This window comes from Streptomyces antimicrobicus (genome assembly GCF_020532625.1).
In the GTDB taxonomy this organism is placed as follows: domain Bacteria; phylum Actinomycetota; class Actinomycetes; order Streptomycetales; family Streptomycetaceae; genus Streptomyces; species Streptomyces antimicrobicus.
The window spans coordinates 44311-57171 of the sequence record NZ_JAJAUY010000025.1 but is presented as its reverse complement, the minus strand read 5'-3'; the positions used below and the strand labels follow the sequence as shown (position 1 = coordinate 57171).

The 12861-nt window shown below is 73.8% G+C and carries 11 protein-coding genes, 1 tRNA gene and 1 pseudogene; 1 reads left to right on the top strand and 12 read right to left on the bottom strand.

Annotated features, from left to right (window positions below; genetic code table 11):
- Positions 1-329 precede the first annotated feature (329 nt).
- Positions 330-403: transfer RNA gene (locus LG632_RS09735), tRNA-Lys, on the top strand.
- A gap of 62 nt (positions 404-465) precedes the next feature.
- Here LG632_RS09735 and LG632_RS09730 read toward each other — a convergent pair.
- The 12 genes and pseudogenes from LG632_RS09730 to LG632_RS09675 form a co-directional block, all read right to left on the bottom strand.
- Entirely contained in the window at positions 466-1128 is a 663-nt protein-coding gene (locus LG632_RS09730; RefSeq protein WP_226726492.1) for a class F sortase, read from the bottom strand.
- 13 nt (positions 1129-1141) lie between these two features.
- On the bottom strand, positions 1142-1783 hold the full coding sequence (locus tag LG632_RS09725; protein WP_226726491.1) for a hypothetical protein: 642 nt from the start codon (positions 1781-1783) through the stop codon (positions 1142-1144).
- 253 nt (positions 1784-2036) lie between these two features.
- Positions 2037-2816 (bottom strand): HAD-IIA family hydrolase, encoded by a 780-nt coding sequence (locus tag LG632_RS09720; protein ID WP_226726490.1) that lies wholly within the window; start codon positions 2814-2816, stop codon positions 2037-2039.
- A gap of 153 nt (positions 2817-2969) precedes the next feature.
- Positions 2970-4520, bottom strand: coding sequence for an alkaline phosphatase family protein (locus LG632_RS09715; RefSeq protein WP_374203443.1), 1551 nt, complete (start codon positions 4518-4520; stop codon positions 2970-2972).
- 138 nt (positions 4521-4658) lie between these two features.
- The gene (locus LG632_RS09710) at positions 4659-5753 is read right to left on the bottom strand and encodes a 2-aminoethylphosphonate ABC transporter substrate-binding protein (protein WP_226726488.1); all 1095 of its coding nucleotides are present in this window, start codon (positions 5751-5753) and stop codon (positions 4659-4661) included.
- 90 nt (positions 5754-5843) lie between these two features.
- Positions 5844-6641 carry an ABC transporter permease gene (locus LG632_RS09705; protein WP_226726487.1) on the bottom strand — a complete coding sequence of 266 codons (798 nt, stop codon included), beginning with the start codon at positions 6639-6641 and terminating at the stop codon, positions 5844-5846.
- Positions 6628-7485 (bottom strand): 2-aminoethylphosphonate ABC transporter permease subunit, encoded by an 858-nt coding sequence (locus LG632_RS09700; protein WP_226726501.1) that lies wholly within the window; start codon positions 7483-7485, stop codon positions 6628-6630. The genes LG632_RS09705 and LG632_RS09700 overlap by 14 nt, the downstream gene beginning before the upstream one ends.
- A gap of 16 nt (positions 7486-7501) precedes the next feature.
- Positions 7502-8675, bottom strand: a pseudogene (locus tag LG632_RS09695) (ABC transporter ATP-binding protein).
- Positions 8672-9331: an HAD family hydrolase gene (locus LG632_RS09690; protein ID WP_374203442.1), complete on the bottom strand. Its 660-nt coding sequence runs from the start codon at positions 9329-9331 to the stop codon at positions 8672-8674. The pseudogene LG632_RS09695 and the gene LG632_RS09690 overlap by 4 nt, the downstream one beginning before the upstream one ends.
- Positions 9332-9459: 128 nt before the next feature.
- Positions 9460-10581, bottom strand: coding sequence for a TIGR03364 family FAD-dependent oxidoreductase (locus LG632_RS09685; protein ID WP_226726485.1), 1122 nt, complete (start codon positions 10579-10581; stop codon positions 9460-9462).
- Between the two features lie 206 nt (positions 10582-10787).
- Positions 10788-11549, bottom strand: coding sequence for a GntR family transcriptional regulator (locus LG632_RS09680; protein ID WP_226726484.1), 762 nt, complete (start codon positions 11547-11549; stop codon positions 10788-10790).
- Between the two features lie 241 nt (positions 11550-11790).
- Positions 11791-12693, bottom strand: coding sequence for a hypothetical protein (locus tag LG632_RS09675; protein ID WP_226726502.1), 903 nt, complete (start codon positions 12691-12693; stop codon positions 11791-11793).
- Positions 12694-12861: the final 168 nt, after the last annotated feature.

The window sequence follows — 12861 nt, the reverse complement described above, 5'->3', positions numbered from 1 at the left end:
CACCGCCGGGTGCCCGCCGTCCCGCAGCGGTATGGCGCGGGCCCGGGCCGACGCCCGGCGGCGCGCGGCGCATCCCGGGCACGCGCAGTCGCCGGCGGGCTCGTACTCCTCGAAGACCGGCATCGGCATCCGCGGCTGCTGCATCGTCGCCTCTTCCCTGCTCATCCGCCTACGTTCACCGGGCACCCCACACCTGGCGGGGCGTCAGGTGGTGAGCGGCCGAGAGATATCGTGCACGAAAAGCGCCCGAATATTCGTTAATCGGACAAGTCGGGCGTGGCTGGTCACGAGCACCGCGAAACGTGGGGTAGAGTTTTCTCTGTCAGCAGGCGCCGCTAGCTCAGTTGGTTAGAGCAGCTGACTCTTAATCAGCGGGTCCGGGGTTCGAGTCCCTGGCGGCGCACAGACGGGCGAGGCCCCCATCCATCGGATGGGGGCCTCGCTGCATCTCCGCCCGGCCGCCTCTCACACCGTCCCGCGCGCGGGCGTCACGCCGGTCAGGTACGCCGAGACGACCACATTGGCCGAGTACTGCTTCGCCACCTTGTCGTACGTCCCCCCGCAGGTGATCAGCCGCAGCTCGGCCCGCCCCTTGACCCGGGGCCCGTACGCCTTGTGCGCGTCGAACGACTCCCGCTCGTAGACCTGCACGTCCTCGACGGTGAACTCCGCCGTCGAACCGTCGTCCCGCGCGACCCGCACGGTGTCCCCCGGCCGCGCCGTGCTCAAACCGTAGAAGACCGCCGGTTTGGAGGCGGTGTCCACATGGCCCACCAGCAGGGCCGTCCCGGCGGCGCCCGGGCGGGTGCCGCCCGACCACCAGCCGACCACGCCCGGGGTGGCGTACGGGGGCGGGTCGACGGCCCCCTGGCCGTCCAGCCCGCGCGGCACGACCGGGGCCCGTACGCCCATGGCCGGCAGCTCGACCCGTTGCGGCAGCGCGGTGCCGGGCAGCGGCGTGTGCGCGACCGGCAGGCTGATCCCGAACATCGAGCCGGCCTGCGCGGAAGGCACCGGCTGGGCCTCGGTGATCTCGCGGCCCCACAGCCACAGGCCGAGCACCAGGACCGACCAGGCGGTGAAGGTCAGCAGTCGGCCGCCCGTGGACGACGTCGGCTCGTCCGACATCGCCGGCCGCCCGTCACTCGCCGCTGCGGCGGCGCCGCATGGCCAGGGCCTTGCCCGCCACCGCCAGGGTCGCCACGGCCGCCAGTACGGCGCCGATCACGGTGTGGGGCAGGCCGGGGCCCTCGTCGGCGGACTGCTTCTTCGCCGGGGCGGCCGCCAGTTCGGCCGCCATCCCGCCGCCGCCGGCGTGGCTCGGCCAGAACGGCGTGGCGTGCCCCGGGTGGTGCGGGCGCTGGTGGTCGCCGTGGTGATCACCCTGGTGGTCGCCGTGGTGGTGACCGCCGTGCCGGACGATCTGGATCGAGCCGGTGGCCTTGTCGTCCTGGTGGTCGCACAGGACGCGGATGGTGTGCCAGCCGGGCTCGGCGCGCGAGCTGATCTTCGCCTCGCCGAAGAGCGGGCTGCCGGGGCCGTCCCGCCCGGACAGGTGGGCGTCCGCGACGAACACGGCGGACTTCGCCCAGCCCTTGCGGCCCTCGCAGCCGTGGACGCGCAGCTCGACCTCCTCCCCGGGCCGGGCCGTGGACGGGCTGACCGAGACGGTCCCCCGGTTGCCGTCCGGGTTCGCCAGGGCGGTGGGCGCGGCCAGGGCGGAGGCGGCGGTGAGGGCCACCGCCGCCCCCGTGGCACGGAGTGCGAACTGAGCGATGCGCATCGTGAACCTCCTCGTCCCCTGGAGGTTCACCCGCCGAGGGGCGCGGCGCATCCGCAGCGCCGTGCCGCTGACCCGTACGGGGTCAATGCGCTGGGCCGTACGAGTCAGTTCGCCTGCGATCGGGACGGACCGGGCCAGGACCGGGTCCCGACCGCATCAGGACGGGTCGCGGCCGCATCAGGACGGGTCGGGACCGGATCAGCGCACGGTCGGCGCCCGGTCGGCGCCCGGTCGGCGCCCGGTCGGCGCCGGGTCAGACGAGGTCGACCAGGTCCGCGATCGAGTCCACGGTCCGGGTCGGGCGGTACGGGAACTTCTCGGTGTCCGCGACGGTCGTCAGGCCCGTCAGCACCAGGAAGGTCTGCATGCCCGCCTCCAGTCCGGCCAGCACGTCGGTGTCCATCCGGTCGCCGATCATCGCGCTGGTCTCGGAGTGCGCGCCGATGGCGTTCAGGCCGGTCCGCATCATGAGCGGGTTCGGCTTGCCGGCGAAGTACGGCTTCTTGCCCGTGGCCTTGGTGATCAGCGCGGCCACCGCGCCGGTGGCGGGCAGCGGGCCCTCGGTGGAGGGGCCGGTCTCGTCGGGGTTGGTGCAGATGAAACGGGCCCCGGCGTTGATCAGCCGGACCGCCTTGGTCATGGCCTCGAAGCTGTAGGTGCGGGTCTCGCCCAGGACCACGTAGTCGGGCTCGTGGTCGGTCAGCACGTAGCCGATGTCGTGCAGGGCGGTCGTCAGGCCCGCCTCACCGATGACGTACGCGGTGCCGCCGGGGCGCTGGTCGTCGAGGAACTTGGCGGTGGCCAGGGCCGAGGTCCAGATGTTGTCGACGGGGACGTCGAGCCCCATCCGCTGGAGGCGGGCCTGCAGGTCGCGCGGGGTGTAGATGGAGTTGTTGGTCAGGACCAGGAAGGGCTTCCCGGACTCACGCAGTCGCTTGATGAAGGCATCGGCGCCGGGGATCGGGGTGCCCTCGTGGATGAGGACCCCGTCCATGTCGGTGAGCCAGGACTCGATCGGCTTGCGCTCTGCCACTGAACTGTTCTCCGCTCTGCGTTCGCGGTGGCTGTGGTCTGCACCACTGTCACGGCCAGCCTAACGGGACCGGGCTGTGGACGCCGTGAGCGTCCACAGCCCGGTCCTCGGGGCGGCGGGCCGCGCCGGGCCGCCCGCGGAGCGGCCGGATTCTCAGTTCAGCGTGACGTTGTCGATCGTCCAGTACCAGTTGTTGCTGCCGGTGTAGCGGAAGCGGATCTGGACGCCGGTGGCGCCGGCCGGGACCTGGAGGACGACGGCCTCGTTCCTGGCGACGGCATCGGCGGTGTAGCTCTTGACCACCTGCGGGGTGCCTCCGTCGTAGGAGACCAGGACCTCGGCGGTCTGCGGAGCCTCGTGGCGGTAGTGGGTGGCGTAGCGCAGCGTCCTGGTGGTGCCGCCCGTGACGGCCCACTTCGGTGTGACGAGGGTGGAGTCGAAGGACCCGGTGTGGGTCTTGTCGTCCCACTCGTCGGAGTCGGCGACGGCGAAGACGTCCCGGGAGCGGACGTTCAGCTCGCGCCACTGGTCGCGTTGGGACTGCGACCAGAACGCGTCGGTGGCGAAGGTCCAGCCGGCCCACTCGCTCACGCCGCCGCTGCCCATCCGGGAGTTGTCCACGGACCAGCCGGCCGGCGGGGTGTGCGTGAAGCCCTTGGTGCCGACCGGGATGCCGGTCTCGTCCACGCGCGCCCGCAGTTGCGGGCGCAGGGTGTCGAAGGGGTCGCTGTCGGGCGTGTTCAGCGGGACGCCGTCCAGGGCGGGGCCGGCGGCCACGCCGACGTGCTCCAGGGCGGTGGCGGCGACGTCGACCAGGCGGACGTCGTCCCGGACCGAACCGGCGGGGATGCCCGCGCCCTGGGCGAGGACGAAGGTGCCGCGCTCCTCGATGCCGGAACCGCCGTGGCCGCCGGCGCCGGTGTGGCCGTGGTCGGTGGTGACGAGGACCTTCCAGTTCTCCTGGGCGTACGTCGGGCGGTTCCGCACGGCAGTGAGGATCTGGCCGACCAGCGCGTCGACCCGGGCGATGGCGTCGAGGTACTGCTGGCTCGCGGCGCCGTAGGAGTGCCCGGCGGAGTCGACCTGGCCGAGGTAGACGAACGCGGCGTCGGTGTCCGCGTCGCGCAGCTCGGTGGCGGCGGCCGCGGCGACCTTCGGGTCCTCGTTGCCGTATCCGTCCCGGTCGCCCTTGAGGGACAGGCGCTTGTCGACCTTGGCGGAGAAGACCGGGCCGTTCTGGTCGGTGGAGGTGAGCGGCTCCCAGTCGGCGGCCGCGTAGGTGTGGAGCGAGGGCTTCGCGTTCTCGATCCGGGTCAGGAAGTCAGGGTGGGCGGTGTAGTTCTTGCCCGTGAAGGAGTTGTCCCTCACGCCGTGCTTGTCGGGCCAGACTCCGGTCGCGACAGTGGACCAGCCGGGGCCGGAGGAGGTGGCGGCCATGGGGTTCGCGTAGAGGGTGCTCCTCGCGGTCGTCCCTTGGGCCATCAGGCCGTTGAGGTGGGGTGCGTCGGCCACCTTGACGCGGTCGAGCACCACGCCGTCGAGGCCGATCACGAGGACCTTGGGGACGGCCGCGGTCTCCGCGGCGCCCGCGGGGGCCACGGCGAGCGCGGCGGTGAGGGTGACGGCCAAGGTGGTGGCGAGCAGGGCGCTCGCGCCGGCGGTGGTCACGGCGGTACGGCGGCGACCGGACAGGACAGGGGACACGTACTCCTCCAGGAGCAAGTGGTCGGGGGTGCCGAGGATGTCGCGGACGGGCCGGACCGGGCGGTGCGGGCGCTTCGGTCCAGACCCGTTATGCACGCGTCGTACGGTGGCGGCCGCACGTGGCCGCCGGGTTACGGCTCAGCTGCCGGTCGCGGACTTCCACGCGGCCACGTACGACGACAGGTTCTTGTCGACGTCGGCCCAGTCCGGCTCGAAGATCTCGACACCGGCCATGATCCGGGTGAGCTCGACCGCGTTGGCGTCGGTGGGCCTGACGTCCGTACGGGACGGGAAGCCGCGGCCGACCTCGCTGACCAGCTTCTGGGCCTCCTCGCTGAGCAGGAAGTCCAGCAGCTTCTTGCCGTTCTCGGGGTGCGGGGCCTTGTCCACCAGGCCCGCCGCGTAGGGCAGTGCGAAGGTGGTCGGCCGGCCGCCCTCCTTGGCGGGGAACCAGATGCCCAGGTTCGGCATGGAGGTGGACTGCGCGAAGTTCATCTGCACGTCGCCGTTGGCGACGAGCAGCTCGCCCTTGTCCACCTTGGGCGCCAGCTTGCTCGTCGAGGACGACGGGCCGACGTTGTTGGCCTGGAGCTTCTTGAGGTACTCCAGCGCCGGTTCCCGGCCGCCGAAGTCGTGCATGGACTTGATGAGCACGGCGGTGCCGTCGCCGGCGACGCCGGGGGTGGAGTACTGCAGCTTGCCCTTGTACTTGGCGTCCAGCAGCTGCTCCCAGGTCCGGGGCGCCTCGGTCAGCTCCTTCTTGTTGTAGACGAAGCCGAAGTAGTTGTTGACGACGGAGGTCCACCTGCCGTCGGCGGACCTGTCGGCGCCGTTGACCTTGTCGGAGCCCTGCGGCCGGTAGGTCTGCAGCAGGCCCTTGCCGTCGGCCTGCTGGATGAACGGCGGCAGGGTGACGAGGACGTCGGCCTGGGTGTTGGTCCGCTCGCGGACGGCGCGCTGGACCATCTCGCCGGAGCCGCCTTCGACGTACTTCACCTTGATGCCGGTCTTCTTGGTGAACTCGGCGAAGACCTTGTCGTACCAGCCGTCGCCCTTGTCGCTCTTGAGGCCGTCGGCGCTGTAGACGGTGACGACCTTCTCCCCCTCGGAGGAGGAGCCGGCGGCGGACGAACCGCCGCCGCAGGCGGTGAGGGTGGCGGCGAGGACGAGGCTTCCGGCGACGGCGGTGGCGGTGGCGGTGGCTGGGGCGATGGGGCGCAGGGGACGGGGCATGACGCGGGTGCTCCTCGGGACGGGGACTACGGGGAGGGGGCGGTGACGAGTTGCGGTGCGGGGGTGCGGGGTGCGGGGTGCCGTCAGCCGTCAGCGGTACGAGCCCCTGGTGCGGAGGCGGGAGACGGCCAGCAGGACGAGCAGGGTCGCGGCCATGAGGACGACGGCCAGGGCCGAGCCGCTGAAGAGCGAGCCGCGGTCGGTGGCAGTGAAGATCCGGACGGGCAGCGGGACCCAGTCCGGCGGGTAGAGCATCATGGTGGCGCTCAACTCGCCCATCGACAGGGCGAAGCAGAGGCCGGCGGCAGCCGTCAGGGACGGCAGCAGCAGCGGCAGTTTGACCCGCCACAGCACGTACGAGGGGCGGGCGCCCAGCGAGGCCGCCGCCTGCTCGTAAGCGGGGTCGAGCCGGGCGAGCGCCGCCGCCACCGACTGGTGGGCGAAGGCCGTCACGAGCAGCGTGTGGGCGAGGATCACGATGCTGCTGGTGCCGTTGAGCAGCAGCGGCGGGCGGCTGAAGGCGACGAGCACCGCGAGGCCGACGACCACGGACGGGACGGCCACGGGCAGCATGAGCAGAGCGTCCAGCGACCGCTTGGCGCGCTTGCCGAGGCCGGCCGCGGCGATCGCCGTCCAGGTGCCGAGCGCCAGGGCGAGGAGGCTGGCGACGACGGCGGTGACCAGGCTGGTCACCAGTGCCTGGAGGGACTCGCCGTGCACGGCCGCGGCGTAGTGGGCGGTGGTCGGGTCGGAGGGGAAGGCCCCCGACCAGTGGCCGGCGAAGGAGGCGGCGACCACCACGAGCAGCGGCAGGGCGAACAGGGGGAGGAAGAGCAGGGCGAAGACGGTCCAGAGGACCCATCGGCCGGCTCGACTAGGCACCAGCACGCTTGCTCACCACCCGGTAGAGGCCGAACAGGCCCACGGAGATCGCGATGTTGACGACGGCGACCACGCACGCGGCCGGGTAGTCGGCTTCGAGGATGGCCTTGCCGTAGATCAGCGTCGGCAAGGTGGTGACCCCTTTGGCGCCGGTGAACAGCACGATGCCGAACTCGTTCAGGCACATCACCAGCACCAGGCTGCCGCCCGCCGCGAGCGCGGGCCGGGCCTCGGGGAGGATCACCTGCCGGACGATCCGGCCGGGACCGGCGCCCAGCGAGGAGGCCGCCTCCAGCTGCGCGGTCTCCATCTGGGAGAAGGCGGCCAGCAGCGGGCGCATCACGAACGGCGTGAAGTACGTGATCTCCGCCAGCAGCACGCCCCAGGGGGTGGCCAGGAAGTGGAACGGCCCTTCGGCGGCCCCCGTGACCCCGGTCCACAGGCCGTTGGCCATGCCCACGGTGCCGTAGACGAACAGCAGGGCGAGGGTGACGAGGAAGGAGGGGAAGGAGAGGAAGACGTCGACGAACTTGGCGACGGCCTTCGCCCCGGGGAACGGCACGAACGCGATGACCAGGGCCAGGAAGAAGCCGAGGACCAGGCAGCCGACGGTCGCCCCGGCGGCCAGCCACACGGTGGTGCCGAGCGCGTCGCGGAAGGCGGCCGAGCCGAGGACCTCGGCGTACCCGCCGAAGGCGCCGCCGCCCCGCTCCGGGGAGAGGGACTGCTGGACGACCAGGCCCAGCGGGTGGAGGAGGATCAACCCGAGCACGGCCACCGGCGGCAGGGCCCAGACCGGGCGCGGCACGCGCCACCCGGGACGCGGGAGGGCCGCCCCGGCGCGCGGCACCGCCGCACTCCCGGCGTCAGCCACGGGACACCCCCGCTGCCTCGGACGCCCCGGCGAGCGCGGCCGGGTCCGCCGGCTCGGACGACTCGGCCGTCCCTGACGACCCGCTTGTCGCGCCCGACCCCGCCGTCCCGGCCACTCCGGCGGCCAGCAGCACGGCGTCGCCGGGGGCGAAGTGGAGGGCGATCTCCTCGCCCAGGGCCGGAGGCTCGCGCAGTTCGGGCAGGTCCGCCGTGAGCAGGTGGCCGGACACCTCGACGCGCAGCCGGTGCGTGGCGCCCCGCCACTGGACCTCGGTGAGCCGGCCGCGCAGCGTGTTGGGCCCGCCCTCACCGAGGGCGAGCAGGTGCGGGCGCACGCACAAGGTGGCCTGCGCGCCCGCGGCCACGGCGCGGCCCGGGACCGGGGCGACGGCGAGCGCTCGGCCCTCGAAGACGGCGTCGCCGGAGCCGTCGACGGTGACCGGCAGCAGGTTGGCGCTGCCGACGAAGGACGCCGTGAAGGCGGTGCGCGGGGTGCGGTAGAGCTCCTGCGGCGTGCCGCAGTCCTGGAGCCGGGCCTTGTCCATGACCGCGATCCGGTCGGCCAGGGTGAGCGCCTCGACCTGGTCGTGGGTGACGTAGAGGAGGGAGACGTCGGGCAGTTCGCGGTGCAGCCGGGCCAGTTCCGCCAGCATGCCCGAGCGCAGTTGGGCGTCCAGCGCGGACAGCGGCTCGTCCAGCAGCAGGACGCCGGGGCGGATGGCCAGGGCGCGGGCGATGGCGACGCGCTGCTGCTGACCGCCGGAGAGCTCGCGGGGGTAGCGCTTGGCGTATCCGCCCATGCCGGTCATCTCCAGCGCCTCGGCGACCCGGCCGGGTATCTCGGCCCTGGGTGCCTTCTGGGCGCGCAGGCCGAAGGCCACGTTGTCCTCGACCCGCAGGTGCGGGAACAGCGCGTACTGCTGGACGACCATGCCGATGCCACGCCGGTGCGGCGGCAGGTGGGTGACGTCACGGCCGCCGATCCGGATCCGGCCGCAGACCGGCGTGACGAAGCCGGCCACGGCGCGCAGCGCGGTGGTCTTCCCCGAACCTGACGGGGCCGAGCAGGGCCATGACCTCGCCCGGTTCGACGGTCAGGTCCAGGCGGTCCAAGACCGTGTGGCCGTCGTAGGCGACCGAGACCGACTCGAAGCGGATGCCGCTCACGCCGCCTCCCGGGCGAGCAGCGCCGGCAGGTCCGCGATCGAGTCGAGCACCTGGGTGGCGCCGGCCGCTTCCAGCGCGGCGCGGTCGTGCGCGCCGGTGAGCACACCGGCGACCAGCCCGGCCCCGGCGCGGGTGCCGCACAGCATGTCGTACGCGGTGTCGCCGGCGACGGCGACCTGGCGTACGTCGGCCACCGCGCCGGTGCGCAGGAACGCGGCCAGCACCATGTCGGGGTACGGGCGGCCGCGGCCGCCGGCGTCGGCCGGGCACAGGGTCAGCTCCACCAGGTCCTGCCAGCCGAGGGCGTCGAGGACGGCGTCCTGGGTGACGCGGGCGAAGCCGGTGGTCAGGACGACGGTGCGGCCGTCGGCGCGCAGCTGCTCGATGGCCGCGCGGGCGCCGGGGACCTCCTGGACGAGGCCGCCGTCGACGAGTTCGGCGTAGGCCTGCTCGAAGGCGGTGTTGGCGCGGTGGGCGAGCTCCTCGCTGCCGAAGAGGTGCCGGAAGACGGAGATCTTGGACTCGCCCATGGTGTCGCGGACGTAGCGCAGCTTGGCCGCGTGGTCGGCCGAGCCGGGCTCGACCCCGAGGGCGGCGGCGGCCCGCTCGAAGGCGCGCTCGACGAGGCCGCCGTCGGCGACGGTGGTGCCCGCCATGTCGAGGACGACGAGGGCGTGGCGGGGGGCGGGGTGGGCGTGGCGGGAGCCGGGGTGGTCGTGGCGGGGGGCGGGGTGGTCGTGGCGGGGGGCGGGGCGGTCGGTGCGGTGCGTGGAGGCCATGGGGTTCACCAGCCCAGTTCGTCGGCGGTCGTCTCGGCGACGGCGGGCGCGCAGGTCATGCCGCGGCCGCCGGGCCCGGTCACCAGCCACACGCCGTCACCCACCTGCTGGCGGTGGACGACGCGGCTGGTGTCGGTGCACTGCGCGTACACGCCCGCCCAGCGCCGCCGGACCTTCGGCAGCGGCCGGCCCAGCAGGGACTCGACGACCCCGACCAGGTGGTCGTACGGGTCTTCGAGGGTGTCGAAGGCGAAGGGGTGCTCGTACTCGTGGGTGTCACCGATGGTCAGACCGCCGTCGAGGCGCTGCACCATCAGCAGCTGCATCGCGTGCTCGGCGGCGACCGGCGCCTGGGCCTGCCCGGCGTTGAGCGCGTCGAGGGCGGGGCCGCGGTAGGCGGGGTAGTAGCGGAAGCTGTCGGCGTCGGCCACCGACGTGGTCAGCGGCTCGCCGAGCGGATCGGTCTGCATCATCTGAAGCCGTACGCGGCGCACGGGCAGGTCGGGGACGAGCTCGCGGACCAGGCCCGACAGCCAGGCGCCGGTGGCGAGGACCACCTGGTCGCCGCGGTGGACGTCGCCGTGGTCGTCGCGGACGGCGCCGGCGCCGACGACCTCGCGGACCTCGCGGCCGGGGAGGAAGGTGTAGCGGCCGCCGGCCCTGAGCGCCTCGCGCAGGGCGAGCTGTGCGGTGCGCGGTTCGACGGCGGCGTCGCGCTCGCAGTGCAGGGCGGCGTCGAACGCGCCGCGCAGCGCCGGGTTGAGCGCGCGGGCCTCGGCCGGGGTGAGCAGGCGGTAGCCGCGGGAGGCGGCGTCCGGGCGGGCGGCGGCCGCCTCGGCGACGGCGTACTCGTGGGCGCTGCGGACCGGGGTCAGCGAGCCGTTGGCGCGGAAGCCGAGGCCCGGGACCCGGGAGCCGATCCCCTCCCACAACGCGCGGGCCCGCAGGGCGGTGTCGAGCTCCTCGCCCCCGGCCCGTCCGCTGACCCAGATCTGGCCGAAATTGCGCAACGAGGCGCCGCGCGCCTCGGCCTCGCGCTCGATCTGGACGACCTCGTGGCCGCGTTCCACTGCTTGCCAGGCGTGCATGGTGCCGACCACGCCGCCTCCGACGACTATGACTCTCACGCCCTTCACGGTGGTGGCGGGGTGTGACCCGTACGGATCCCCGCAGGGACGCGGCGGTGAACAGCCCTCGACACTTGGACTAGACCCGTTATCTTCTCGTGACATCGACTGGTCCCTTTCGGCCGGGTACGGGCCGGCTGGTCCCGGCCCGGGGCGGCGCGGCGCGCGGCGGGCGTCGCCGTCACCCGCCCCTGCCCCTGCCCCCGCTATTCGGGGCGCAGACGGGTCGTGAAGCTGAACCGGTCGCCACGGTAGAGCGAACGCACCCGCTCCAGGGGCCGCCCGTCCTGGTCCCGGGAGAACCGGTGGATGAGCAGCATCGGCAGGGCCGGCGGCGTACCGATGAGCAGGGCCTCGCGCGGGGTGGCCAGGACGGTCTCCAGCTTCTCGTCGGCGTCGCCGAAGGAGATGCCCAGGCGGTCCTTGAGGTAGCCGTAGAACGAGGAGTCCGGCTGGAAGTCGCTGTCCAGGCGCGGGGCACGGGCCACCCGCAGGTACGTGCTCTCCAGGCCCACCCGCTCGTCGTCGGCGAGCAGCACGCGCTCCAGGTGCCAGACCGGCTCACCGGGCGCGGCACCGATGCCGGGGGCGAGGTCGGCGGGGCAGGGGAACTGCTCCAGGCCGATCAGGTGCCGGCCCGGGCGCCGCCCCTGCCGCCGCACGCCTTCGGTGTAACTGGCCAGCGACAGCGGCTGCTCCAGCTTGGGCCCGGCCACGACCGTCCCCCGCCCGGCCCGCCGCAGCCGCCCTTCGAGCACCAGCTCGCGCAGTGCCTGCCGAAGCGTCTCCCGGGAGACCTCGTACCGCTCGGCGAGATCCCGCTCGGTGGGCAGCAGCCCGCCCTCCCCGAGCTCTTCGAGCAGGAGGGAGAGCCGGGCCTTGACGGCGTAGTACTTGGGGATGCGCCCGTGCTCCGGGATCCCCGAGCGAACGGGCCGGCCGGGGCGGTGCTGCGTCGGTTCTTCCACGGGGGGACTGTACGGGTGATCATGCGGGGGGCGGGAACCGGCTGGGGCGGGCGGGCTGGTCGGGCGGCGGCGGGCCGGGCGGCGGCGGGCGGCGGGGCTCCGGCTGTCGCTGGTGCTGACGGCGGTGGAGCAGGCGGGAACCCCGGGGCGGAGTCGGCGGGCGCCTACGGGCACTTCGGGCACCTTGGGGCACCTTGGGGCACCGAAGGGTGGCGAAGCGGAGGCGGAGGCGGAGGCGGAGTTAACGGCGGTGGAGCCGGCGGGCTCCCAGCACCAACGAGGCTCCGGCGACCAGCGCGGCCACCGCGACGGCCCCGAGCCCCTGCGCACGGGCCCGGACCATGTCCGCGGAGCCACCCGTACGGGCGAGGGACCCGGCCGCCCCGTCCACGGGCTCCTCCGGCCCCTCGACGGAGAACCGGTACCCGCCGGCCTCACCGATCCAGTCGCCGTCGTCGCCACGGCGCTGGACGAGTGCGGCATCGGCGACGACCTCGCCGTGCGGGGCGTCCGGGGCGAACGCCAGGTGCACCTTCACGGTGACGGACCCGCCGGGCCCGACGGCGAAGCCGGGGAAGGCGCTGCCGCCGTCGAAGACGGCGATGATCTCGTCCCGGTCGCTGCGTTCGAGGGTGACGGGGTGGGTGACGCCGCCCCCGGCTTCGAAGTCCATCCGCAGGTGGGCGGGGCGCAGGATGCGGGCCTGGTCGGTGAAGACGACCACGGGGTGGATGGCGGTGCAGGGGGCGTCGGTGGTGTTGGTGAGGTCGAGGTACCACGACTGCGACGGGGCACCGGCCCGGTAGACGGACGGCCCCCCGCGAATCCGGGCCCCGATCGGAAAGGCCGTGTCCTTGGCCTCCCCGCCGCACCTGGCCTTGGCCCGCGACGGCAACGCCGGCGCCGGCCGGGCCCCACCCCCGGGCCCCACCCCGACGTCCCGAAGCGGCGGCGGAACGGGAACGGCCACGGCGGCCTGCCCAGGAGCTGCCGCGGCTTGCCCGGGGTCGGGCGCGAGCGCGGGCGCAGGGACGGCGACGCCCCGAGCCGGGGCGGCGGCAGGGGCGGCGACGGCGGACGCGACGGGCGTCGCCGTCACCCCGAGGAGTACGGCGACCAGGGCAAGGGCGTTGCGTCCACGCATGAAGTGCCTTCGCTGCTCGTTCGCTGCTCGCCGGACGATGGTCGGACGAGGTGACCATCACCCCGCCATGTGCCCTGCACCTTCCCACGCGCGCGAGCCCCCGCCCGCAAGCCGCGCACCGAACCGCCCGCATTACGCCCGTCCGGCGGCACGCGACACACGACCCCG

Excerpts from the sequence above, each read along its gene's own strand:
- LG632_RS09690 (WP_374203442.1), bottom strand. The coding sequence starts at position 9,331 with ATGGCGGGCACCACCGTCGCCGACGGCGGCCTCGTCGAGCGCGCCTTC.
- LG632_RS09675 (WP_226726502.1), bottom strand. The coding sequence starts at position 12,693 with ATGCGTGGACGCAACGCCCTTGCCCTGGTCGCCGTACTCCTCGGGGTG.
- LG632_RS09710 (WP_226726488.1), bottom strand. The coding sequence starts at position 5,753 with ATGCCCCGTCCCCTGCGCCCCATCGCCCCAGCCACCGCCACCGCCACC.
- LG632_RS09730 (WP_226726492.1), bottom strand. The coding sequence starts at position 1,128 with ATGTCGGACGAGCCGACGTCGTCCACGGGCGGCCGACTGCTGACCTTC.
- LG632_RS09725 (WP_226726491.1), bottom strand. The coding sequence starts at position 1,783 with ATGCGCATCGCTCAGTTCGCACTCCGTGCCACGGGGGCGGCGGTGGCC.